At 54.8% G+C, this 23,089-nt stretch carries 22 protein-coding genes; 13 read left to right on the plus strand and 9 right to left on the minus strand.

Features of this window, described 5'->3' with window-relative positions; genetic code table 11:
• Positions 1-13 precede the first annotated feature (13 nt).
• Positions 14-958, minus strand: coding sequence for a quinone oxidoreductase family protein (locus AAIG39_RS13990; protein WP_343194121.1), 945 nt, complete (start codon positions 956-958; stop codon positions 14-16).
• Between the two features lie 113 nt (positions 959-1,071).
• Here AAIG39_RS13990 and AAIG39_RS13995 point away from each other — a divergent pair, with 113 nt between their 5' ends.
• From AAIG39_RS13995 to AAIG39_RS14040, 10 genes are all read left to right on the plus strand, one after another.
• On the plus strand, positions 1,072-1,962 hold the full coding sequence (locus tag AAIG39_RS13995; RefSeq protein WP_090081075.1) for a LysR family transcriptional regulator: 891 nt from the start codon (positions 1,072-1,074) through the stop codon (positions 1,960-1,962).
• Between the two features lie 261 nt (positions 1,963-2,223).
• Positions 2,224-2,562, plus strand: a complete 339-nt coding sequence (locus AAIG39_RS14000; protein WP_090081078.1) for a PRD domain-containing protein — start codon at positions 2,224-2,226, stop codon at positions 2,560-2,562.
• 10 nt (positions 2,563-2,572) lie between these two features.
• Entirely contained in the window at positions 2,573-2,935 is a 363-nt protein-coding gene (locus tag AAIG39_RS14005) for an SFCGS family glycine-rich protein (protein WP_017459110.1), read from the plus strand.
• 2 nt (positions 2,936-2,937) lie between these two features.
• A complete protein-coding gene (locus tag AAIG39_RS14010; protein WP_039077746.1) occupies positions 2,938-3,237 on the plus strand; it encodes a DUF4312 family protein in 300 nt (99 codons plus the stop codon).
• Positions 3,238-3,259: 22 nt separating this feature from the next.
• Complete coding sequence (locus tag AAIG39_RS14015; RefSeq protein ID WP_039077745.1) at positions 3,260-4,036, plus strand: DUF4311 domain-containing protein; 777 nt, start codon at positions 3,260-3,262, stop codon at positions 4,034-4,036.
• A gap of 9 nt (positions 4,037-4,045) precedes the next feature.
• Positions 4,046-4,687, plus strand: coding sequence for a DUF4310 family protein (locus tag AAIG39_RS14020; RefSeq protein ID WP_090081080.1), 642 nt, complete (start codon positions 4,046-4,048; stop codon positions 4,685-4,687).
• Between the two features lie 42 nt (positions 4,688-4,729).
• Positions 4,730-5,863, plus strand: a complete 1,134-nt coding sequence (locus AAIG39_RS14025; RefSeq protein ID WP_343194122.1) for an amidohydrolase/deacetylase family metallohydrolase — start codon at positions 4,730-4,732, stop codon at positions 5,861-5,863.
• Complete coding sequence (locus tag AAIG39_RS14030) at positions 5,847-6,965, plus strand: DgaE family pyridoxal phosphate-dependent ammonia lyase (protein WP_090081086.1); 1,119 nt, start codon at positions 5,847-5,849, stop codon at positions 6,963-6,965. Before AAIG39_RS14025 ends, AAIG39_RS14030 begins: the two co-directional genes overlap by 17 nt.
• On the plus strand, positions 6,962-7,705 hold the full coding sequence (gene dagF, locus AAIG39_RS14035; RefSeq protein ID WP_249569640.1) for a 2-dehydro-3-deoxy-phosphogluconate aldolase: 744 nt from the start codon (positions 6,962-6,964) through the stop codon (positions 7,703-7,705). The genes AAIG39_RS14030 and dagF overlap by 4 nt, the downstream gene beginning before the upstream one ends.
• A 71-nt stretch (positions 7,706-7,776) precedes the next feature.
• A complete protein-coding gene (locus AAIG39_RS14040) occupies positions 7,777-9,687 on the plus strand; it encodes a BglG family transcription antiterminator (RefSeq protein ID WP_343194123.1) in 1,911 nt (636 codons plus the stop codon).
• Positions 9,688-9,885: 198 nt separating this feature from the next.
• Here AAIG39_RS14040 and AAIG39_RS14045 read toward each other — a convergent pair whose 3' ends face one another.
• On the minus strand, positions 9,886-10,365 hold the full coding sequence (locus AAIG39_RS14045) for a hypothetical protein (protein ID WP_343194124.1): 480 nt from the start codon (positions 10,363-10,365) through the stop codon (positions 9,886-9,888).
• Positions 10,366-10,750: 385 nt separating this feature from the next.
• Between AAIG39_RS14045 and AAIG39_RS14050 the strand changes: the two genes are divergently transcribed.
• On the plus strand, positions 10,751-11,350 hold the full coding sequence (locus tag AAIG39_RS14050; RefSeq protein ID WP_090081093.1) for a nitroreductase family protein: 600 nt from the start codon (positions 10,751-10,753) through the stop codon (positions 11,348-11,350).
• A gap of 132 nt (positions 11,351-11,482) precedes the next feature.
• Here the strand turns inward: AAIG39_RS14050 and nrdG are convergent, their stop codons facing one another.
• From nrdG to treR, 5 genes are all read right to left on the minus strand, one after another.
• Positions 11,483-11,947, minus strand: a complete 465-nt coding sequence (gene nrdG / locus AAIG39_RS14055) for an anaerobic ribonucleoside-triphosphate reductase-activating protein (RefSeq protein WP_090081095.1) — start codon at positions 11,945-11,947, stop codon at positions 11,483-11,485.
• A gap of 124 nt (positions 11,948-12,071) precedes the next feature.
• On the minus strand, positions 12,072-14,207 hold the full coding sequence (gene nrdD / locus AAIG39_RS14060) for an anaerobic ribonucleoside-triphosphate reductase (protein WP_249569637.1): 2,136 nt from the start codon (positions 14,205-14,207) through the stop codon (positions 12,072-12,074).
• A gap of 441 nt (positions 14,208-14,648) precedes the next feature.
• Positions 14,649-16,310 (minus strand): alpha,alpha-phosphotrehalase, encoded by a 1,662-nt coding sequence (gene treC, locus AAIG39_RS14065; RefSeq protein ID WP_090081097.1) that lies wholly within the window; start codon positions 16,308-16,310, stop codon positions 14,649-14,651.
• 48 nt (positions 16,311-16,358) lie between these two features.
• The gene (gene treB / locus AAIG39_RS14070; RefSeq protein ID WP_090081099.1) at positions 16,359-17,777 is read right to left on the minus strand and encodes a PTS trehalose transporter subunit IIBC; all 1,419 of its coding nucleotides are present in this window, start codon (positions 17,775-17,777) and stop codon (positions 16,359-16,361) included.
• A 131-nt stretch (positions 17,778-17,908) separates the two neighbouring features.
• Positions 17,909-18,856, minus strand: coding sequence for a trehalose operon repressor TreR (treR, locus tag AAIG39_RS14075; RefSeq protein ID WP_249569635.1), 948 nt, complete (start codon positions 18,854-18,856; stop codon positions 17,909-17,911).
• A gap of 166 nt (positions 18,857-19,022) precedes the next feature.
• Here treR and mgtL point away from each other — a divergent pair, with 166 nt between their 5' ends.
• Both mgtL and mgtA read left to right on the plus strand, forming a co-directional pair.
• Entirely contained in the window at positions 19,023-19,073 is a 51-nt protein-coding gene (gene mgtL, locus AAIG39_RS25695; protein ID WP_222708289.1) for a mgtA regulatory leader peptide MgtL, read from the plus strand.
• Positions 19,074-19,258: 185 nt separating this feature from the next.
• Entirely contained in the window at positions 19,259-21,964 is a 2,706-nt protein-coding gene (mgtA, locus tag AAIG39_RS14080; protein ID WP_343194126.1) for a magnesium-translocating P-type ATPase, read from the plus strand.
• A 42-nt stretch (positions 21,965-22,006) separates the two neighbouring features.
• Here the strand turns inward: mgtA and AAIG39_RS14085 are convergent, their stop codons facing one another.
• Entirely contained in the window at positions 22,007-22,465 is a 459-nt protein-coding gene (locus AAIG39_RS14085) for a transposase (protein ID WP_249569633.1), read from the minus strand.
• 197 nt (positions 22,466-22,662) lie between these two features.
• Positions 22,663-23,049 (minus strand): 2-iminobutanoate/2-iminopropanoate deaminase, encoded by a 387-nt coding sequence (ridA, locus tag AAIG39_RS14090; RefSeq protein ID WP_000047541.1) that lies wholly within the window; start codon positions 23,047-23,049, stop codon positions 22,663-22,665.
• Positions 23,050-23,089: the final 40 nt, after the last annotated feature.

Here is a 23,089-nt window from a genome sequence, read left to right on the forward strand (position 1 = left end):
GCTTTTCTCCCCTCTACGGGACAAGCACGATCTTCCCGCTAAATTCCCGGTTCTCCAGCAAACGATGTGCGTTTGCCCCTTCCCTCAGTGAAAACGCGGTGATCTCTGGCAGGGAAACATGTCCGTCTTTGATAAGTCCGAACAGGCGATCCGCCCGCAATTGCCGTTGCTCACGCGAACTCAAATAGGTCCACAGATCGGCCCCCAGCACACCGGAAGATTTCAGCAAAAAATCAGCCGGATCCACCGTCGGAATTTTCCCTCCTGACATACCAAACAGCACCACGCGGCCGCCTTCTTTTACGGCTTCCAGGCTCTGTAACAGGGTGCTACCCACGGAATCAAAAACGATATCGCAACCTGCGGCCTGTTTCTGCCAGATGTCATAACCCACCGCAATTTCCGCACCATGGGCAAGACAGATGGCCTGCTTCCCCTGGCTTGATGCAACGGCAACCACGCGAATGCCCCGATGGACGAGCATCCGCGTCAGTAATCGCCCAACACCACCAGCAGCGGCCAGTACAGCAACGCGCATCCCCGGCAAAACTGGCAGTACATCGTGGATCAGGTAATCAGCGGTCAATCCTTGCAACAGCACGGCGGCGGCCTGCTCCTCGCTAAGCCAGTCGGGAAGGTGAATGGCATGGGTTTGAGGCACGATAACGTGGCTGGCATGTGCCAGCGGTACATCGGTAAAGCCGATACGATCCCCTGGCTGCCAGCCGCTGACCCCCGCACCGACCTGCACCACTCGCCCGGCCCCTTCATAACCCGCGATCCAGGGGGCGTTTCCGGCAAGGGGATAGCGTCCCTGTCGCCGGTAGACATCGGCAAAGTTAAGCCCGGCAGCGGAAATTTCAACGAGAATGTCGCCTGGCCCCGGCTGCGGTGTGGCGCTCTCTCGCAGGTACAACACGTCGGCAGAGCCAAACTCATCAAAAACCAGTGATTGCATAATAAAATGACCTAATAGACGGTAATTTGACGATTATTCCTCCCGTTAATGGGCGGATAAAGAGGGCTCTGTTATTTTGATTTGATAGCCAAAGTTTAGAATCTGGGTGGTGAATGGATTACTTAAAATGCGTTGAGTCTTTTGTCCGCACGGTAACCTGCGGCAGTTTCACCGCGGCGGCGGAAGAGCTTGGCATCACCCCGGCGATGGTGGGAAAACATGTGCGCGAGCTGGAGGCCAGAACGGGTTGCCAGCTGATTCACCGAACGACCCGGCGTCAGGGACTGACGGATGCCGGCCAGCGTTTTTACCAGTACGGGCTACAGATCCTTGCCACCATTCGTGAGGCGGACGGGCTGGCAAACCATCTTTATGACAATGTCGCGGGTATGCTGCGTATCAGTGCGCCGGTGACCTATGGCCAGCGCGTACTTACCCCCATCCTGTCGCGTTTTTTGCAGCAATATCCTGGGGTCGATGCTGAAATGGTGCTGACGGACAGGAAGGTGGATCTGATTGAGGAGCGCTTCCAGCTGGCGATCCGCATTGGCAATATTAACGACGACGGGATCGTCGCCATCCCGCTTCCGCCGTATCGTATGATCCTTGCCGCCTCCCCTGATTACCTGCAACGCCACGGCATGCCACTCTCGCCGCAGGAGCTAAAGCATCATCATTGCATCAGTTTCAGCCAGTGGCGTTCGGATCATAGCTGGCAACTTGAAGGCCCCTCCGGGAAGGTGGAGATTGCCATCACGCCGCGTCTGATGGTCGATTCCGGTGAAGCGATACGCCAGGCGGCGCTTTCCGGGCTGGGGATAGTGCAGCACTCGGTTCTGACGTTGCAGCAGGACATCAACGAAGGCCGCCTGTGCCTTGTGCTGCCAGACTACCTGCCCCCACCGCGACCAATGCATTTGTTGCGCTTACCGATCAGGCCGCTGCTGCCTATCGTCTCTTCGTTTACCGACTACTTTTTGCAGGCGATAAAAACGCGCTTTTGATCCTTTTTCATAAGGAACCCTTATCTCGTCACACTTTTGCCTTCGCGTTGGCCGTTTTTTTATTCTCCCGTACCCCCGGTTTTCCGCATTTTTCCATCAAACCTGTGAGCGTTGCACAGTGAAAACCCCCGGAGGGGCACATTAATGTGGCGCAGATCACTAAAGTCTCCCGGCTTTCCACTTCAAAGTGGAAAACTCCTCGCTACAAACTCTTAACCTGCAACGTTAGTTTTATTCCAGGCCATTAACGGGGTAAGACGAGTGAAAAACGGAGCGGTAATGAACGACGCGGGAGATGAGGCGGAACAAACGGCAAGCCTGGCCGGGCATATGCTCACGCAGGTATACACCTTGCTGAGCCAGCACAACATCACGCCTAACGCGGTGCAGCAGCAGATGTTGACCTCGCATGTCCGCGCGATGGCTCATCGATCGGTGACGGGTGAGCCGCTACCGGAGGTGGATGCCAGCCTGTTTGACGAAATCTCGCCTGAATCAATGCAACTTGCCCGCGACGTTGTGGCGCAATTTGGCAATCTCCCGGAAGAAGAAGCCTGGCTACTGTCGGTGCACTTCGAAGTGGCAAAAGACAACCTGTAAGGAGCGAACAATGGAACAGATTACCGTAGTGATTGGCGACCGTCTGGGTAAAGGCCAGAAAGTGGCGGCAGGCGTTGAGAAAGCCGGTGGTCGCGCTGTCGTGGTACCGGGTGTGGCGGCGGATATGAAGCTGGGCGATGTGATGAAGACGGAAAATGCGACGTTCGGCATCTCGTTTTGCGGCAGCGGCGGCGCGGGCGCTATCACCGCGCAAAACAAACACGGCTATAAAGCCAAATATGGCATGCGTTCGGTTGAAGAGGGCGTCACCGCTATCAACGAAGGCTGCAATGTACTGGGTTTCGGCTTTATGGATAAAGAAGAGTTAGGCGAGCGCCTGGTGCAGGCGTGGCAGAAGAAATACGGCGCGTAACCATGAAAGAACAATTCACCACCACGGTCAGGGTGAAAGGGAAAGGCGAGGCTAAAGCGCGCGCGTTTTCCGATGCGCTGAACCATGTTCAGGCCGCGGTGATGAAAGCGTCGCCGCACATTTTACTGCGTATAGAGCCACAGGATGTGCAGGTTGTTCATGCGCATGAAACGACGCGGAAAGAGGCTTTTTTATTCTTCTTTCTGCGCCGCGAAAGACGGACGTACAGCGTGGAGCTGGATGTCACCGTCAACGTGACCGCCATCAATCTCGACAAAGTGGATTTCGTCACGCAACGCTGATTCTGACTAAAAGGGCAGACTGATGTTCTTAATCATACTAATAAAATCGCTCATCATCGGCGGCCTTGTGGGCGTCGGGGTAGGCGCTGGGGCTGCACGCATGTTTCATGCGCCAACCACACAAGGAATGGGCGCATTTCGTACACTCGGCGAGCTGAACTCCTGCGAAGGGGATCCGGCCTCTCACTTCTCCTTTGGTTTAGGTTTCTTCTTCAATGCCTGGGCCTCGTCCGTAGCGGCGGGTTCCTTCACCCAGGACGTTGATCATCGCATCATCCCGAACTGGGGCGCGGCGGCGCTGATGGTGAAAAACCGTAACGTCGGCGAAACCCTCCACGATCCCAAAAAGATGGCCATCGCCTGCGGCCTGATCGGCATGATCGTGGTGACCTTCCTTAACCTGACGGCTTCCTCCGTTCCGGCGGCCCTGCAGGTGACGGCGGTGAAAGTGCTGGTGCCTGCGGCGAACCTGCTGGTCAACACCGTGATGCCGGTTATCTTCTGGCTGGCGGCGATTGATGCAGGGAAAAAATCCGGCTTCTGGGCCACCGTTTTTGGCGGGGCGGCGCAGCTTATCATGGGTAATGCCGTGCCGGGCCTGGTGCTGGGCATTCTGATTGGTAAAGGTGTGGAAGAGAGCGGCTGGCATCGCGTCACCAAAGTGATGATGAGCGCCATTGTGGCCCTGTTCGTCCTGAGTGCCTTCTTCCGTGGCTTCGATCTGAAAATGATCCAGTCCTTCCACCTGAGCGCGCCGAACTGGCTGGAGCTCATCCATAACTCGCTCAGCGGCAAGTAAGGAACGATGATGGAACAGAATAAAGGTTTTTGGTACGCCGACTGGTCATTTCCGATTTTTGTCGGTCTGCTCTCTTCCGGCGTTTTCGCCGGGACCCATATGTACTACCTCTACGGCATCGGTGCCTTTAACGAAGTGGCATTCGTGGCGATGCTGAAATCGGGGATTGATACCGGCGCGTACGGTGCGGTGGCAGCCTTTGGCGCGAGCTTCCTGTTTGCCCGCATTATTGAAGGTTCGCTGGTGGGGATTCTGGACATCGGCGGGGCAATCCAAACCGGCGTTGGCCTTGGCGTTCCTGCGTTGCTGCTGGGTGCGGGGATTATGTTCCCGGTGACCAACTTTATCGCTTCACTGGTGACCGGCCTGGTGATTGGCCTGGCGATTGGTTACATCATTATCCTGGCGCGTAAATTCACCATCAACCAGAGCGACTCCACCTACGGGGCGGACGTCATGATGGGGGCGGGCAATGCTTCCGGTCGTTTCCTGGGGCCGTTGATTATCCTCAGCGCGATGACCGCGTCGATTCCTATCGGCATCGGCTCGTTGATTGGCGCACTGCTGTTCTATCTGTGGCAAAAACCGATTACCGGGGGCGCCATCCTCGGGGCGATGCTGCTGGGCTCTCTCTTCCCGATTGCACTTTGATCTGACCGGGCGCGTAAGCGCCCGCTATCACTGGAGATTTGCATGTTTGATTTACTCCTGCGCCGGGCACGTCTGGTGGATGACACGGTGACGGATATCGCCATCGAAAACGGTAAAATCGCGGCGCTGGGCGACATTAGCGGCCCGGCGACCAAAACCGTCGATTTAGGCGGTGAGCATTACGTGAGTGCTGGCTGGATTGATTCCCACGTCCATTGTTACTCCAAATCACCGATTTACAATGACCAGCCGGACAGCGTCGGTATCGCGACGGGTGTGACCACGGTAATTGATGCGGGGAGTACGGGTGCAGACGACATTGATGACTTTTATACCCTTACCCGCAAGGCGGTGACCGAAGTTTATGCGCTGCTGAACATCTCTCGCGTTGGGCTGATCGCGCAAAACGAACTGGCAAACATGGCGAATATCGACGCCGATGCTGCGCGCGAGGCGGTGAAACGTCATCCGGATTTTATCGTCGGTCTGAAAGCGCGCATGAGCAGCAGCGTGGTCGGCGAGAATGGAATTAGGCCACTGGAGCGCGCCAGGGCTATCCAGCAAGAGAACGGTGGCCTGCCGCTCATGGTACATATCGGTAATAACCCACCGGACCTTGATGAGATTGCCGATCTGCTGACTTCCGGTGACATCATCACCCACTGCTATAACGGCAAACCTAACCGCATTCTGACACCATCCGGCGAACTGCGCGCCTCAGTTATGCGAGCCATTGCGCGCGGCGTGCGTCTGGATATCGGGCACGGCAGCGCCAGTTTCAGCTTTGCCGTCGCGAAGCAGGCCATTTCTCTTGGCATCCTGCCGCAGACTATCAGTTCGGATATCTACTGCCGCAACCGGATCAACGGTCCGGTCTTCTCGCTGGCGAAAGTGATGTCCAAATTCTTGTCTATTGGTATGTCGCTGCCACAGGTGATTGCCTGTGTGACCGACCATGCCGCCGAGGGGCTGCGTTTGCGTTGCAAAGGCCGGCTTGCCGTAGGCTATGACGCTGACCTGACCATTTTCGACCTGCGCCGTCAGCCCGTGCTTTTTCGTGACGCGGAAAATGACACCCTGCAGGCCGACCAGCTACTTACGCCGCTCGCCGCCATTCGCGCAGGCAAGGGCTATATGACCGAACAAGGGAGTGCGGAACATGTCTTCGATTTATGAAAAGTATCAGTTAAAGCAAGTGATTAATGCCTCCGGGCGCATGACGGCGCTGGGTGTATCCACGCCGCGCCCGGAGGTCGTGGAGGCCGTGCTGAGTGGCATGAACCACTACTTCGAAATGAAAGATCTGGTGAATAAGACCGGCGACTACATTGCGAAGCTGCTGGAGGTGGAAGGGGCGACGGTGGTCTCCTGCGCTTCAGCGGGGATCGCCCAGTCGGTGGCGGCGGTACTGGTGAAAGACAGCGACTGGTTGCTGGAAAACCTGCACAGCACGCCAATCGAGAATAACGAAATCGTCCTGCCACGCGGCCACAACGTCAATTTTGGCGCCCCGGTGGGTACGATGGTGGCGCTGGGCGGCGGAAAGGTTGTGGAGGCAGGTTATGCCAATGAGTGCTCCGCCGATCAGCTGGCGGCGGCCATCTCCCCGCGCACGGCGGCAATCCTCTACATCAAATCGCACCACTGCGTGCAAAAAAGCATGCTGAGCGTGGAGCAGGCGGCCGTCGTTGCACGTAAACATAACCTGCCGCTGATTGTGGATGCGGCGGCGGAAGAAGATTTGCAGTGCTATTACCGTGCCGGGGCAGATCTGGTGATTTACAGCGGCGCGAAGGCGATCGAAGGGCCAACCAGCGGGCTGGTCATCGGCAAAACGCAGTACGTAGAGTGGGTCAAACGCCAGACGGCAGGTATCGGGCGCGCCATGAAAGTGGGTAAAGAAGGCATCCTCGGCCTGACATGTGCCATCGAGCACTACCTGAACGCCACCAAAGAGAGCGGCGCAGAAATGGTTGCCAAAATGACGCCGTTTATCGACAGGCTGAATACACTCAACGGCGTCAGCGCCAGGGTAGTGTGGGACAGCGCTGGTCGCGACATTGCCCGCAGCGAAATCAAGTTTGATGAAGCCATCACCGGCATCGCCACCGGCGAGCTGGTCAGCGCTCTTAAGCAGGGTGAATACGCCATTTATTTCCGTGGTTATAAAGCCAATGAAGGGATCATCGAAGCCGATGTACGCAGCGTGACTGCTGAGCAACTGGACATTGTGGCGGATCGTATCGCCGAAGAATTAAATAAGGAGCACCGCGCATGAAACTGACGCCCAATTTTTATCACGACCGTGTCTGCCTGAATGTGCTGGCGGGAAGCAAGGAGAACGCCAGTGCCATTTACGAGGCCGCAGAAGGTCATGTGCTGGTGGGGGTGCTCTCCAAAAATTATCCGGATGTGGCAAGCGCGGTAGCGGACATGCGCGAGTACGCGGCGCGTATCGACAATGCCCTCTCCGTTGGTCTGGGAGCGGGGGATCCGAATCAGTCGGCGATGGTGAGTGCTATCTCCCGCGAAGTACAGCCGCAGCACGTTAATCAGGTCTTTACCGGGGTGGCGACCAGCCGTGCGCTGCTCGGACAGAACGCAACCGTGGTGAACGGGCTGGTGTCGCCAACAGGCACGCCGGGCCTGGTAAAAATCTCTACCGGACCGCTCAGCAGTCAGGCAGCAGATGGCATCGTGCCGGTGGAAACGGCAATTGCACTGCTCAAAGACATGGGCGGCAGTTCGATTAAATATTTCCCGATGGGCGGCCTGACATGTCGTGAAGAGTACGTGGCGGTAGCACAAGCGTGCGCGCGTTATGACTTCTGGCTGGAGCCGACGGGCGGTATCGATCTGGCGAACTTTGGCGAGATTTTACAGATCGCACTGGACGCGGGGGTGAGTAAAATCATTCCTCATATTTATAGTTCTATTATTGATAAGGTAAGTGGCGATACCCGTCCTGAGGATGTCCGCCAGTTGCTGGCGATAACCCAACAGCGCGTGGGTTTTTAGTCCCCTCGTCCCTTTGGGGAGAGGGTCAGGGGGAGGGGCAATCCCTCCCGCCATATTAAGAGGACAACGACGTGCGATTCCCCAACCAACGTTTAGCGCAACTGTTCATGATGTTGCAGAACGAGACGCTGCCGCAGGATGAGCTGGCGCAGCGGCTGTCGGTTTCCACGCGTACCGTCCGGGCTGATATCACTGCGCTGAATGCTTTACTGGAAAGCCACGGGGCGCAGTTTATTCTCAACCGTGGCAGTGGGTATCAGTTAAAAATTGACGATGCCGCCCGTTATCAGACCCTGCAGGCGGAGCGTCCGCGCACGCTGCGTATTCCCCGTAGCGGGCCGGAGCGGGTACAGTATCTGCTGTTGCGCTTCCTGACATCGGCCTTTTCCATCAAGCTGGAGGACCTGGCCGACGAGTGGTTTGTCAGCCGCGCCACGTTGCAAAATGACATGGCGGAGGTCAGGGAATGGTTTTCCCGCTACCGACTGACGCTGGAGACCCGACCGCGTCACGGCATGAAGTTGTTCGGCAGCGAAATGGCGCTACGCGCCTGCCTGACGGATTTACTCTGGGAGCTGACGCAGCAGAATGCCCGTAACCCGCTCGTCACCGAAGAGGCGCTCAATAAAGGGATACCTGAGCAACTGGCGGTGATTCTGCACGATGTTTTTAGTCGGCATCATATTCGGCTGACCGATGAGGGCGAGTTGTTCATTCGCCTGTATTGTGCGGTAGCGGTACGCCGTATCAGCGAAGGATTTCCGCTGTCAGACTTCACTGCCGAAGACGGCGACGAGAACGTGCGGGAAGCTGCGCGGGAGATCGCCGCCGTGCTGCAACAGCTGGCGGAAAAGCCGCTGGCGGCTTCGGAAGTACACTGGTTGCGGGTACATATTGCCGGGCGTCAGTTGCAGGACATTACCCCCAGCGCTATCAGTGCGGACGATGACGAAGCGCTGGTTAATTACATCCTCAATTACATCAACAACCACTATAACTACAACCTGCAAAACGACGCGCAGTTACATGCGGACCTGCTTACCCATATCAAGACCATGATCACCCGGGTACGCTATCAAATCATGATCCCAAATCCGTTGCTGGATAACATCAAGCAGCACTACCCGATGGCGTGGGACATGACGCTGGCAGCAGTCTCCAGTTGGGGGAAATACACGCCCTATGTCATTAGCGAAAACGAAGTCGGCTTTCTGGTGCTGCACATCGGCGTTGGCCTGGAACGACATTACAATATTGGCTATCAGCGCCAGCCGCGCGTAATGCTGGTATGCGATGCGGGTAACGCGATGGCGCGAATGATTGAGGCGGTGCTGCAGCGCAAATATCCGCAGATTGAAGTCACCCGCACGGTGACGTTGCGCGACTATGAGCAGTGCGAGACCATTAGCGAGGATTTTGTTATCTCCACGGCAAGAATCAGCGAAAAAGATAAGCCGATTGTGACCATTGCGCCTTTCCCGACGGACTACCAGCTTGAACAGATCGGCAAGCTGGTGCTGGTGGACAGAACGCGACCGTGGATTCTGGAAAAGTATTTTGATGCCTCGCATTTCACTATTATCGACCGACCGTTAGACAGACAAACGTTGTTCACTACGCTTTGTGCCCAGCTTCAGCGGGAAGGGTTTGTCGATGCTGATTTCCTCGACTCGGTCGTAGAACGTGAAGCGATTGTCAGCACCATGCTGGGTGAAGGGATCGCGCTGCCGCACTCGCTGGGGCTGCTGGCCCAAAAGACGGTGGTCTATACGGTGCTGGCCCCACACGGTATTCAGTGGGGAGAGGAGACAGCCCACGTTATTTTCCTGCTGGCCATTAGCAAAAGCGAATATGAAGAGGCGATGGCGATATACGATATTTTTGTGACATTTTTACGCGAGCGAGCTGCATCCCGATTGAGTGCCTGTAAGGATTTCATGTCATTTAAAGCCGTGGCGATGGAATGCGTTAGCCGTTTTTAATGGGCTTGCGCGTTGAAACAACGCGCCCCACCTGACCAGACGTTACTGCTTAATATTCCGAAAGAGTAAAACGAATATTCTCTTTAATGCCTGAGCTTATTTTCCTTGTCGGAAATAAGGCTTTCTTATCTTATATTCCTGTGTGCGTAGTAAATGATTTACTATTTCGCAAGGAAGATTGATTATATTTTTTAATATTTATTCTGCGTTTCCGGCATGAGATTTAATAGTCTCTCCCGGTGTCCCTGCAATGTTTGCCATCTCTATATTTAATGCTTCCTGAACGTTTTCTGTAGAATGACTAAACTGTTGCTGCAGGTCTTGTGCCGTTAATCTGACGCCAGAGAGGGCATCAACCATCTCTTCACTCCCGTCAGGATACTTGACCACTGAGATCAGCCGGCCATGAAATAGCGGGATGCCCGTCATTTCCAGGGTGTAGTCAGTCTTTTTTATTTCTTCCTGTTTTAATTGATGTTGTTTCTTAATTTCCTCCGCTGTTTTGGACGATAGCGAAAGTTTGGCACTACTGTCATCGCTGCCAGCGCTATTCGTGTCAGAATTAATATCTGCTGATTTGGGTTTATTTCGCAGACCAAACGTACTTTCATTATTTGATAAATGAGGATCACCGAATGTGCCTGCGCTTACGGCGGTAATTTTATCAATACCGTTCATTGTCATCTCCGAAAAATGCAATCCAGGACCTGATGCAAGGAGCCTTCTGCCTCGTTGGATGATGAATCTACGCGGGAAAGAACGAGACTACGTCATTATCGGCAGTAAAAAGAATATGTTTAGAAAATAATCACGCAAAGGGTTCTTTCACTTTTTTTGTATGATAGATCCAAATAGTTCTGCTTTCCCTAACTGGCTGGCAGGATTACTCTTTTCACAGTCAGGGCAAACAGCCAGCGGGGTGTTTGCTCTCGTTTAAGGGACAGACAGGAAGCAGCGAACCATGAACTCGTTTCAGCGAATTTTGAACGTACTACTTTCCCGGGAGCAGCCTGTCACGCAAAACCCAACTCCGTTGGAATTCACCACGCTTTCAGGAGGCGTTATGCCAGAGAACTACCTTGCTTTAGCGAAACAACGCAGAACGATTTATGCACTGGGCAAAGACCTGCCGTTGCCGGAAGAAGAAGTTGTTCAGACTATTCAGGACGCCATCAAACAAGCGCCATCTGCGTTCAACTCGCAGAGTTCTCGCGCGCTGATTCTGCTGGGCAATGAGCACAACAAGTTCTGGGAACTGGTTCGTGAACAACTGCGAAAAATTGTTCCGGCAGAGAGCTTCCACGCCACCTCCGACAAACTCGATGGTTTTGCCGCAGCTGCGGGTTCCGTACTGTTCTTTGAAGATCAGGACGTCGTGACCGGGTTGCAGGAGCAGTTTGCCGCCTATGCCGACAATTTCCCGATTTGGTCAGAGCATAGCTCCGGTATCGCGCAATATGCGGTATGGCTGGCACTGGCTGAGAAAGGTATTGGCGCTAATCTCCAGCACTACAATCCGCTGGTGGATGAAGATGTTCAGCGTACCTGGAATGTCCCGGCAAGCTGGAAGCTGCGCGCGCACATGAACTTTGGTTCGATTATTGCGCCAGCTGGCGACAAAGCCTATATGGATGACGACAAACGCTTTATCGTGGCGAAATAATCCGCTCAGGCTGGATGATCGCATGTATTCGTAGCCCCGGACAGCGTAGCGCTGTGGGAGAAAACCCGGATGGTGACGCAAGCGCCTGATCCGGGCTATTGAAAACCCCGGCACCTGTGCTGGGGTTTTTTACTATCGCAGGTGGTGTACTACCTGATTGCTGCTTCCCCGCCAGATAAGCGCCGGGTCTTTTAGATCCTGCACAAACTTACCGTCAATCAATACATTAATTAAATCAACAACGGCCATTTGTGCGTCGTTTAGCTCGTTTATCTTATACCCCGTCCAGACCCAGATATCTTTGCCCGGACACTCGGTGCGGATGCGCTGCACCAGTTTGAGGATATCCGGCACATTCTGCGGATGGAGCGGATCGCCGCCGGACAACGAAATACCCTGGCGCTTGACGCGGGTGTCGTTGAGATCGGCAATGATCTGGTCTTCCATCTCTTTGGTAAACGGCTTACCGGAGTTTAACCGCCAGGTGCTTTTGTTGTAGCAGCCGGGGCATTCGTGTACGCACCCGGAGACAAACAGGGTGCAGCGCGTGCCGGGGCCATTAACAATATCGACAGGGTAGTACTGGTGGTATCGCATTTTTCCTCGTCGTATTTGACGCTGTAGCGGCGTTGGCGGCGACGAACACAAGCCTCAACACCGCTCTCGATCGGCCCCTCTCCTGAGGGAGAGGGTAATGCCCTTACTCCCAACGAACCGCAATTCAGCCGAGCTGCCCGTTCCCCAGATGTTTCACGCGGCGTTTCACTTCTTCCTGCTTCCCGGCATTAAACGGACGGGCATCCGGGCTACCCAGATAACCGCACACGCGACGGGTCACCGACACACGTGCGGCATCGTGATTGCCGCATTTCGGGCAGGTAAACCCTTTGCTGGTACATTCAAACTCGCCGGTAAAGCCGCACTCGTAGCACTCATCAATCGGCGTGTTGGTACCGTAATACGGCACATGTTGATAGCTGTAATCCCAGACGTCTTCCAGCGCACGCAGGTTGTGCTGAATGTTCGGGTACTCGCCGTAGCAAATAAAGCCGCCGCTGGCGAGCGGGGGGTATGGCGCTTCAAAATCAATCTTGTCGTACGGGTTTACCTTTTTCTCGACATCAAGGTGGAAGCTGTTGGTGTAATAACCTTTATCCGTTACGCCATCCACTACGCCAAACTCGGCGGTATCCAGACGACAGAAACGGTCACACAGGTTTTCACTCGGCGTGCTGTAGAGGCTAAAGCCATAGCCGGTCTCTTCTTTCCACTGATCCACTGCCTGACGCAGCCGTTCAACAATCGCAACGCCTTTAGCGCGCAGCGCTTCGCTGTCGAACATATGTTCGTTACCGAACAGCGCATTAATGGTTTCGTGGATGCCGATATAGCCAAGAGAGATAGATGCACGGCCATTTTTGAAGATTTCAGAGACATCGTCGTCCGCTTTCAGACGCACGCCGCAGGCTCCTTCCATGTACAAAATCGGCGCCACCCGTGCTTTTACCCCTTCCAGACGAGCGATACGGGTCATCAGTGCCTTACGCGCCAGCACCAGCCGTTCGTCCAGCAGTTTCCAGAATATGGCTTCGTTGCCTCTGGCTTCCAGTGCGATGCGCGGCAGGTTCAGGCTGATGACGCCCAGGTTGTTACGCCCGTCGTGAATCTGTTCGCCGTTCTCTTCATACACGCCGAGGAAACTGCGACAGCCCATTGGCGTCTTAAACGAGCCGGTCACTTTCACGACCTGATCGTAATTGAGGATATCCGGGTACATGCGTTTGCTTGCACACTCCAGCGCCAGCTGTTTGATGTCGTAGTTCGGGTCATCAAACTTATGGTTCAGGCCGTCTTTAATGGCGAACACCAGTTTCGGGAACACGGCGGTTTTACGGTTTTTACCCAGACCCGCAATACGGTTACGCAGAATCGATTGTTGAATCAGACGCGATTCCCAACTGGTGCCAAGACCAAAACCGAAGGTGACGAACGGGGTCTGACCGTTGGCGGTGTGCAGCGTGTTAACTTCGTATTCCAGTGACTGGAAGGCGTCATAACACTCTTTTTCGGTGCGACTGTGTGCATAGCCGTCAGCATCCGGGATTTGCCATTCTTCGGCGACTTTACGGTGTTTGGCAAAGCTTGCGGTGACAAACGGCGCCAGCACTTCGTCGATACGGTTAATAGTGGTACCGCCATATATGTGGCTGGCTACCTGCGCGATAATTTGCGCGGTGACCGCAGTGGCGGTGGAGATGGACTTCGGCGGCTCGATTTCCGCGTTCCCCATTTTAAAACCATGGGTCAGCATACCTTTCAGGTCGATCAGCATGCAGTTGAACATCGGGAAGAACGGTGAATAGTCGAGATCGTGATAATGGATTTCGCCCCGCTCGTGCGCCAGTACCACATCGCGCGGCAGCAGGTGCTGACGGGCATAGTGTTTGGCAACGATGCCGGCCAGCAGGTCGCGCTGGGTCGGGATGACTTTACTGTCTTTGTTTGCGTTTTCGTTCAGCAGTGCGGAGTTGGTCTGTTCCACCAGACCGCGAATTTCCTGGTTCAGGCGGCCCCGTTTCTCACGCGCGATGTCACGGTCGTGGCGATATTCAATATAAGCACGAGCAAGTTGTTTGTAGGAACCGGACATCAGCTGGTTTTCGACAGCGGTCTGGATCTCGCTGATGTCGACCTGTGAACGGTTTTGCATCTGCTGACTGACAATTTCTGCGACGGTGGCGCAATAGTCTGCGTCATCGACTCCCGCTGCTTTAGCTGCACGTAGAATGGCTTCTTTGATGCGCTCTGATTTGAACGGCACTTTTTTACCGTCTCGTTTCATCACATGCGGTGTCATGATCACTCCATATTAAAAACAGGTTATCCACAGAGGTGAGGAATTATTCACTGGAGGTAAGTGTTGGTGCGACAGTGAGTTCCCCGAGTCCCGACCCTTGTTATCCACAATTCCGGCCAGCGTCGTGCCGTTGCTTTGTTGGAATAATAGACGATTAATACAATATGTTGGGTCGGCGTGCATTCTAAGTTCTATATATAGTGATTTGCATCAAACAAGTTTGCGTTTTTTTTGATGCAGAACAAAGTAAAAAAGAGAGAGTACAAATGGCGGGCGCTGGCGGCTTTGTAAATTCTGCCGAGAAAAATCTGATTAATTATTCAACAAAAACAGCAATGTAAAATGGCGCGCAGGTCGTACACGTCCCCGGTGTCGCTGCGCTAACCGGGGCTATGGGGGAAGCCCGGATAAGGCGCATCAGGCGCCGCATCCGGGATCAGGTCAGTCGTCGGATTGCAGCCACCATACCGCTTCAAACGGTCGCAGTGTCATTTCACCTGGTGCCGGGGATATTTCGGCATAATTGCTTATGATCGGTTGCCACGACCCAGGCATCTCTTTTTGCTGCCACTGCTGGCACTCGCGGCTCAGGTTTGCCGCGACCACCAGTGTCTGACCGAGCCACTGACGGCGATAACACCACAGCCAGGGATGCGCAGGCAGCAAATCCTCATAATCGCCCCAGGTCAGGATCGGCTGCTCTTTACGCAAGGCGATCAGACGCAGGTAAGTATAAAATACCGAATCCGGATCGTTCATCGCCGCCTGCGCGTTAATCTCGTCGCGGTTATCGCAAAGGTCAATCCAGGGTTCACCGGTGGTGAATCCGGCATGCTTATCGCTCGACCACTGCATCGGCGTGCGGCTGTTATCGCGGGATTTACTGGCCAGGATCGCCAGAAGCTCGTCGGCATCGCGCCCGCTGGCCCGCAATTCGGCAAACATATTGTGACTTTCCACATCCCGATAATCGGTGATCCGGGTAAAATGTGGGTTGGTCATGCCAATCTCTTCGCCCTGGTAGATATAGGGCGTCCCTTGCATACCGTGCAGCACCATTGCCAGCATTTTGGCTGACGGCACGCGTAGCTCGCCTTCATCGCCAAAGCGCGACACAATGCGCGGCTGGTCATGGTTACACCAGAACAAGGCATTCCACGCCACTTTATGCATACCCTTTTGCCAGTGATTAAACAGCGCTTTGAGCGCCACAAAATCTGGTCTGGCCTGGGTCCATTTCTGACCGCCGGGATAGTCCACTTTCAGATGGTGGAAGTTAAACGTCATTGACAGCTCGCGCCCGTCCAGCGCGGCATATTGCTGACAATGTTCCAGCGAAGTCGATGACATCTCGCCCACCGTCATCAGATTACGCGGCTGGAAAACATCCCGGCTCATCTCCTGCAAGAACTCGTGGGCACGCGGTCCGTCGGTGTAAAAACGCCGCCCGTCACCGTCATGATCGTTCGGGAAATCCTGATCTTTGGAGATCAGATTAACCACATCCAGGCGCAAACCGTCCACGCCGCGATCGGCCCAGAATTCACAGACCTTTTTCAGCTCGCGGCGTACTGCCGGGTTTTCCCAGTTCAGGTCCGCCTGCTCCGGCGCAAAGAGATGCAGATAGTACTGCTCACTTGCCGCATGCCAGCGCCAGGCGTTGCCGCCAAACTTCGAGCGCCAGTTATTGGGTAACTCATCCGGCGTGCCATCGCGCCAGATATAAAAACTGCGGTACGGGCTGGCAGGGTCCTGAGACTCACGAAACCAGGCGTGCTGCGTTGAGGTGTGGTTAAGCACCATATCCAGCACCAGGCGAATACCGCGCGCTTTGGCCTGAGCGACCAGCTCATCAAAGTCTTCCAGGGTGCCGTAGAGCGGGTCGATAGCAGTGTAATTGGCAACATCGTAGCCGTTATCCACCTGCGGTGAGATATAAAACGGTGTCAGCCAGATGGCATCTACGCCGAGGGTTTTCAGGTAATCCAGGCGCATAATCACGCCGCGCAAATCGCCCGTGCCGCTGCCGGTCGTGTCCTGAAAACTCTTTGGATAGATCTGGTAGATGACACCGTTTTGCCACCAGTGGGGAAGGGTATTCATAGTGTTTTCCTGGTAAAAGCGAAGGGGCGCAATCGCGCCCCAAAAAAGTTACACAATCTGCAGCGTGCCCTGGCGGAACTTACGCTGGTAAACCACTGAGGTCAGCGCCATCGGCACAATAATCGCTACCGCCATCGCCAGTGCGAATACCTGCCAGTAAGAGGGCTGAATGGAGAGGATACCCGGCAGGCCGCCGACACCGATGCCGTTTGCCAGCACGCCGTTCAGGCCGCACAGCAACCCGGCAAGACCGGAACCTACCATCGCGCAGAGCATCGGGAAGCGGTATTTCAGGTTGATGCCGTACATTGCCGGTTCGGTCACGCCGAGATAGGCCGCAATGGCCGCCGGGACGGAGATTTCACGCTCGTTCTGTTTACGGCTGACAATAATGATCCCGGTTACCGCCGATGCCTGAGCAATGTTAGAGAGCGCAATCAGTGGCCACACCGGGGTGCCGCCCATGCTCTGAATCATCTGCATGTCGATAGCCAGCGTCGTCTGGTGTACGCCGGTAATAACCAGAGGAGCATAGAGGAAACCAAACAACGCCGCGCCAATGGGGGCAAAGCTGCCGGTCATCAGGTGGCGTACCGCGAAGGCCACACCATCGCCAATCATGCGGCCAAACGGGCCGATAAAGGCATGTGCGAGGAACACGGCCAGCAACAGAGAACAGACCGGCACCACCACCAGATAGAGGTAATCTGGCACCCATTTTTTGAGGCGCGTTTCAATTATCCCCAGCGCCAGACCGGCCAGCAGGGCAGGGATGACCTGTGCCTGATAGCCCACTTTGGCGATACTGAACAGCCCGAAGTTCCAGACTTCCGGCACCTGAGAGCCGAGCAGATAAGCGTTCATCAATTGTGGCGAGACGAGGGTTACGCCGAGCACGATACCGAGGATCGGTGTGCCGCCCATTTTGCGTACCGCCGACCAGCAGATGCCTACCGGCAGATAGAAGAAGATCGCCTCGCCAATCAGCCACAGGAAGTCGTAGACGGTTTTGAGACCAGGGTACATCTGCGCCAGCGTCTGGCCGTTACTCATTGGCAGATCGCCAATGACGTTACGAAAGCCGAGGATCAAACCGCCGCTGATCAGCGCCGGTAGCAGTGGGAAAAAGATCTCGGCAAAGTGGGAGATCAACTGTTCATGCCATTTCATGTTCTGGCGCGCCGCACGCTTGATCTGTTCTTTATCGACCGAGTCCAGGCCGATAGTACTGATAAGCGCCTTATACCAGTCGCCCACATCGGTACCAATAACCACCTGAAACTGCCCGGCGTTGGTAAAGCAACCTTTAACCATCGGCAGCGTGTCGATGGTTTTTGGGTCGGCTTTGGCCGGTGCGTTCAGGACAAAACGCAAGCGGGTGATGCAATGACTCACCGTAGCGATGTTTTCGCGCCCGCCGACCAGTTCAATAAGCCTGGCGATATCCTCTTGTCTGACTTTGCTCATCGTGATGCCCCACTGAGAGAAATAATGACTGCTGGTGAATGTGCGCAAGCATATCTATTGGCTCAATAACTGAAAATGGGAACGTTCCCGAAACCAAGCGAAGATCACAATAAACCGTGCGGGAGGGGGACTCAGGCGAGGTGGGCGGGGATTATAATTTGACGTGGATCGGTACGGCCATTGACCTGATCGATCAGCTGCGCTGCGGCCTGGCGGCCTGCTTCGGCATAGCCGGGATCAACGGTGACGATCTCCGGATGGAGAAATTTCATCAGCGGTGTATTCCCCACGCTCGCCAGCTGTAAATTATCGATGCGCTGTTCCTGCAGATACTTGCTGGCCCCCAGGGCAAGGGTATCCGTAGCACAGAGCAGGGCGCTGGTCTCAGGCGTCAACACGCTGGCGACGTTTTCATAGCCGTGTTTCATAGCGAGACCCGGCAAAATGAAGTGGGGGGAGAGTTGATGGCGCTCGCAAAATGCCATATAGGCCTCGTGACGACGCTTACCGGTAGTGATGTCGCTGTGCGGTACACCAATAAAACTGATGTGGCGATGGCCCTGATCGTAGAGATTTTGCATCAACAGATTTATGGCCCCTTCATCGTCATAGCAGACGGAAGCGAACCCTTTAGCGTCTCGCGCCAGCAGGACCAGCGAGGAGCGCCAGGACGATAAGAGGGTCTCTGTGACGCCGGTAAAGCCAAACAGCACTACGCCATCAATATTGCGGCGACGTAACATATGCAGATGCTCTTCGACCATATCCGGTGAGAACTGGCTTTCCATCATGATCGGGTCATAACCCTGTTCGTAAAAAGCCGGGAGCATGGTCTGGACGGCAAGATTTTCCGAAAGAGAATCGAGACGAGAGACGATAATAGCCACCACTTTATCGCTCTGGCCGCGCATGGCGCGTGCGGAACGGGAAGGAGAAAAACCGTGTTGATTGACCACCGCCTCCACGCGTTCGCGGGTACGTTCACTCACGCCGCTTTCATTATTCAGCACGCGAGACACCGTTGATTTCCCAACGCCACTTAAACGCGCAATATCTTTGATCGTCAGCCGGTTTTGCATGCGTCCTGTCCTGTTCCTCTTCAAGGCGGATAGCAGAATAAAGAAAGTTTGGTGAGGACTCAACCAAACGACAATGGGTAAAGTCTGGTTTACGTTCGGTTTAATTCACCGGATATATAATAGCGACGCTTGAGATAGTCCCCTTTTCACCCTTACCGGAGGTTTTATGGACCCTGATCCCGCACCTCTCCCGCGACGGAGATACTCTTTCCGGTAAGCCCGCCTTTGCTGCCTTACCGGAAACGTAAGGCAGTGACGCAAAACGTCCCTGCATAACTGAAAACGCCTGCTGGCGCGGATTTCCCGTGCCTGCGGCAATGCACCAACTCCTTTACGATGCCTGAGCTCGCGAAGGATGACGTGTAGTGGCACCCGCGTGATGCGGGGGCAAGGATGACTACTATGTTCAAAAATATCACCCGACTCCTGGCCCGGCTTAACCGCCACTTACCTCGTCGTCTCGTGCAGCGTGACCCGCTGCCTGATGCCGCAAATATTCAACATGCCGAAGTCCCGGCCTCGTTAAGCGACCGCTGTCTGGCGCTGTCGACGATGGAACTGGCCGAACTGTGGCAACAACTCAACAGCCATCCGGAAGGGCTGAATGAAAAAGAGGTGCTGGAGGCACGGGAACAACACGGTGTTAACCAGATCCCTGGTCAGCGCCCGGTGCCCTGGTGGGGGCATCTGTGGTCCTGCTATCGCAACCCGTTTAACCTGCTGCTGACCTGTTTGGGGATTTTCTCTTACGCGTCGGAAGATCTGTTCGCCGCCGGGGTGATTGCGCTGATGGTCGCCATCTCGACCTTCCTGAACTTCATTCAGGAAGCGCGATCCACCAAAGCGGCAGATGCGCTGAAAGCGATGGTGAGCAATACCGCAACGGTGCTGCGTGTAGCCAATGAGCAGGGTGAGACCTGCTGGCTGGAGATCCCGCTCGACCAATTGGTTCCTGGCGATATCGTCAAACTGGCGGCAGGGGACATGATCCCCGCCGACCTGCGTGTGGTGCAGGCGCGCGACCTGTTCGTAGCGCAGGCGTCGCTGACCGGTGAATCCCTGCCGGTAGAGAAAGTGGCAAAAACCCGCGCAGCGGATCAGGCCAACCCGCTGGAGAGCGACACCCTCTGTTTTATGGGTACTAACGTGGTGAGCGGCACGGCGCAGGCGGTGGTGATCGCCACGGGCGGAAACACCTGGTTTGGGCAACTGGCCGGGCGCGTGAGCGAGCAAGAGAGCGAGCCGAATGCCTTCCAGAAAGGGATTGGCCGCGTCAGTATGCTGCTTATCCGCTTTATGATGGTCATGACGCCAGTGGTATTGCTGATTAACGGCTTTACTAAAGGTGACTGGTGGGAAGCGGCGCTGTTTTCGCTCTCGGTTGCCGTGGGGCTGACGCCGGAAATGCTGCCGATGATCGTCACCTCTACGCTGGCTCGCGGGGCGGTGAAACTCTCGAAACAGAAAGTGATCGTCAAGCATCTGGATGCGATTCAAAATTTTGGCGCCATGGACATCCTGTGTACCGACAAAACCGGTACGTTAACGCAGGATAAAATCGTGCTGGAAAACCACACGGATATCGCCGGTAAAGTCAGCGAACGGGTGTTGCACTGTGCCTGGCTGAACAGCCACTACCAGACCGGGCTGAAAAACCTGCTTGATACGGCGGTGCTGGAAGGGGTGGATGCAGAAGCAGCGCGTACACTCTCTACCCGCTGGCAGAAAATTGACGAGATCCCTTTTGATTTCGAACGTCGCCGCATGTCGGTTGTGGTCGCCGAAAACGCGGATGCCCATCAGCTGATTTGCAAAGGGGCATTGCAGGAGATCCTCAACGTCTGTAGCCAGGTACGTTACAACGGCGACATTGTGCCGCTGGATGAAACCATGCTGCGTCGTATTCAGCGCGTCACTGAAACGCAGAACCGTCAGGGACTGCGGGTGGTGGCGGTGGCAACCAAATATCTCCCGGCACGCAGCGGTGATTACCATCGCGTGGACGAATCCGATCTGATCCTGGAAGGTTATATTGCGTTCCTGGATCCGCCGAAAGAGACCACGGCGCCGGCGCTGAAAGCGCTGAAAGCCAGCGGCGTGACGGTGAAAATTTTGACCGGTGATAGCGAGCTGGTGGCGGCGAAAGTATGCCTGGAGGTGGGGCTGGATGTTGGCGAAGTGGTGACGGGCAACCAGATTGAGCATCTGGGTGATGACGAACTGGCAGCACTGGCGAAACGTACCACGTTGTTCGCGCGCCTGACGCCGATGCATAAAGAACGAATTGTGACCTTGCTGCGTCGTGAAGGGCACGTGGTGGGCTTTATGGGCGATGGCATCAACGACGCTCCGGCGTTGCGCGCGGCGGATATTGGCATTTCCGTTGATGGCGCAGTGGATATTGCCCGTGAAGCGGCCGATATTATCCTGCTGGAAAAAAGCCTGATGGTGCTGGAAGAGGGTGTTATTGAAGGACGTAAAACCTTCGCTAATATGCTGAAATACATCAAAATGACGGCCAGTTCTAACTTCGGTAACGTCTTCAGCGTGCTGGTGGCGAGCGCCTTCCTGCCGTTCCTGCCCATGTTGCCGTTACATTTGCTGATTCAGAACCTGCTTTATGATGTATCCCAGGTGGCGATTCCGTTTGATAACGTTGATGATGAGCAGATTCGTCAACCGCAGCGCTGGAACCCTGCCGATCTCGGTCGTTTTATGATCTTCTTCGGCCCGATCAGCTCCATTTTCGACATTCTGACATTTTGCGTCATGTGGTGGGTATTTAAGGCGAATGTGCCGGAAGCTCAGACGCTGTTCCAGTCAGGCTGGTTTGTGGAAGGGCTGCTTTCGCAGACGCTGATTGTGCATATGATCCGTACTCGCCGCGTGCCGTTTATCCAAAGTCGCGCTGCCTGGCCGCTGATCATGATGACGGTGATGGTGATTCTGGTGGGTATCGCGCTGCCGTTCTCGCCACTGGCAAGCTATCTGCAACTGCAGGCATTGCCGCTCTCTTACTTCCCGTGGCTGATTGCGATTCTCGCCGGATACATGACGCTGACGCAGATGGTGAAGGGGTTCTACAGCCGCAGGTATGGCTGGCAGTAACTCGCTGTAATAATCGACCTGAAGCCGTTTTGTTCAGGTCGATTATCTCAAGACCAGGTGCGCGAACAGATACCCCAGTGAGCAGAGGAAAAGAATAATCAGGCACCAGCTTAACTGATAAAAGACATTATCCGCTCCTAAGCCTGAACGTGCGAGGGAGGTATCTCCTTCCTTGATATGTTCTGCGGACAGCGCGCGATAGCGGCGGATGTAACTCAGGCAGTAAAGTAAGACAAAGGGAATGACCCAACTGGCAACGGGTTTTGAGAAAATAAAAGCGAGCAGTAAAGTCGAAATCAAGAAGCCCAGAAAGACGTAGGACGCGGTTTTTTCCGTTTGTTTTAACTCACCACGTATCCGTTGGGCGTGTAATTCTTGCCAGCGTCGAAGTGTGCTCGGGCTGAATCCAAATTTCTCGCACAATACGTTGTTGGGAACCCCATTTTTTGATTGCTGAAGAAAATCAGCAATCTGCTCCTCAGTGAAACGTACTTTTGCCATGAGCACCCCTCCATGGCAGGTATCAATGTGTATTCAGCGAGATTAGCGGCGTACCACGATGGCTTCAATCGCGATTTTTACCGCCTTTGGAAGACGAGTCACTTTAAGGCATATGTGCAGGAGATCCCCGATGGCGCTGCGCTAACCGGGGCTACGTGGTGCCCGGATAAGGCGTTTATGCCGCATCCGGGAAAGCCTTAGCGGCGTACCGCGATGGCTTCAATTTCGATTTTCACATCTTTCGGTAAACGCGCCACTTCTACGCAGGAGCGTGCCGGGAAAGTGGCGTTGTGCTCAGTAAAGAATGCTTCGTAGGTCGCGTTAACGGTAGCGAAGTCGTTCAGATCTTTCACGAACACCGTCGTTTTCACAATATCACCTACTTTAAGGCCGGCTGCTTCCACGATAGCTTTAACGTTTTCCAGCGACTGACGCGCCTGGGCAGAAACGTCTTCCGGCACGCTGCCGGTTTTCGGATCAACCGGGATCTGACCAGAGGTGATGATCATACTGCCAAGATCAACACCCTGCACATAAGGGCCGATTGCTGCTGGTGCATTTTCCGTCGCGATAGTTTTGCTCATGATTTCTCCTGAATTACAGCGGTAATAAGGTCGGGGGGTC

The organism is Phytobacter palmae (assembly GCF_039409775.1).
Taxonomy (GTDB): domain Bacteria; phylum Pseudomonadota; class Gammaproteobacteria; order Enterobacterales; family Enterobacteriaceae; genus Phytobacter; species Phytobacter palmae.

What these genes read in the sequence shown, in the direction of transcription:
- AAIG39_RS13990 (WP_343194121.1), bottom strand. Translation starts at nt 958, where the DNA reads ATGCAATCACTGGTTTTTGATGAGTTTGGCTCTGCCGACGTGTTGTAC.
- AAIG39_RS13995 (WP_090081075.1), top strand. Translation starts at nt 1,072, where the DNA reads ATGGATTACTTAAAATGCGTTGAGTCTTTTGTCCGCACGGTAACCTGC.
- AAIG39_RS14005 (WP_017459110.1), top strand. Translation starts at nt 2,573, where the DNA reads ATGGAACAGATTACCGTAGTGATTGGCGACCGTCTGGGTAAAGGCCAG.
- AAIG39_RS14010 (WP_039077746.1), top strand. Translation starts at nt 2,938, where the DNA reads ATGAAAGAACAATTCACCACCACGGTCAGGGTGAAAGGGAAAGGCGAG.
- AAIG39_RS14015 (WP_039077745.1), top strand. Translation starts at nt 3,260, where the DNA reads ATGTTCTTAATCATACTAATAAAATCGCTCATCATCGGCGGCCTTGTG.
- AAIG39_RS14020 (WP_090081080.1), top strand. Translation starts at nt 4,046, where the DNA reads ATGGAACAGAATAAAGGTTTTTGGTACGCCGACTGGTCATTTCCGATT.
- AAIG39_RS14025 (WP_343194122.1), top strand. Translation starts at nt 4,730, where the DNA reads ATGTTTGATTTACTCCTGCGCCGGGCACGTCTGGTGGATGACACGGTG.
- AAIG39_RS14030 (WP_090081086.1), top strand. Translation starts at nt 5,847, where the DNA reads ATGTCTTCGATTTATGAAAAGTATCAGTTAAAGCAAGTGATTAATGCC.
- dagF (WP_249569640.1), top strand. Translation starts at nt 6,962, where the DNA reads ATGAAACTGACGCCCAATTTTTATCACGACCGTGTCTGCCTGAATGTG.
- AAIG39_RS14045 (WP_343194124.1), bottom strand. Translation starts at nt 10,365, where the DNA reads ATGAACGGTATTGATAAAATTACCGCCGTAAGCGCAGGCACATTCGGT.
- AAIG39_RS14050 (WP_090081093.1), top strand. Translation starts at nt 10,751, where the DNA reads ATGCCAGAGAACTACCTTGCTTTAGCGAAACAACGCAGAACGATTTAT.
- nrdG (WP_090081095.1), bottom strand. Translation starts at nt 11,947, where the DNA reads ATGCGATACCACCAGTACTACCCTGTCGATATTGTTAATGGCCCCGGC.
- nrdD (WP_249569637.1), bottom strand. Translation starts at nt 14,207, where the DNA reads ATGACACCGCATGTGATGAAACGAGACGGTAAAAAAGTGCCGTTCAAA.
- treC (WP_090081097.1), bottom strand. Translation starts at nt 16,310, where the DNA reads ATGAATACCCTTCCCCACTGGTGGCAAAACGGTGTCATCTACCAGATC.
- treB (WP_090081099.1), bottom strand. Translation starts at nt 17,777, where the DNA reads ATGAGCAAAGTCAGACAAGAGGATATCGCCAGGCTTATTGAACTGGTC.
- treR (WP_249569635.1), bottom strand. Translation starts at nt 18,856, where the DNA reads ATGCAAAACCGGCTGACGATCAAAGATATTGCGCGTTTAAGTGGCGTT.
- mgtA (WP_343194126.1), top strand. Translation starts at nt 19,259, where the DNA reads ATGTTCAAAAATATCACCCGACTCCTGGCCCGGCTTAACCGCCACTTA.
- AAIG39_RS14085 (WP_249569633.1), bottom strand. Translation starts at nt 22,465, where the DNA reads ATGGCAAAAGTACGTTTCACTGAGGAGCAGATTGCTGATTTTCTTCAG.
- ridA (WP_000047541.1), bottom strand. Translation starts at nt 23,049, where the DNA reads ATGAGCAAAACTATCGCGACGGAAAATGCACCAGCAGCAATCGGCCCT.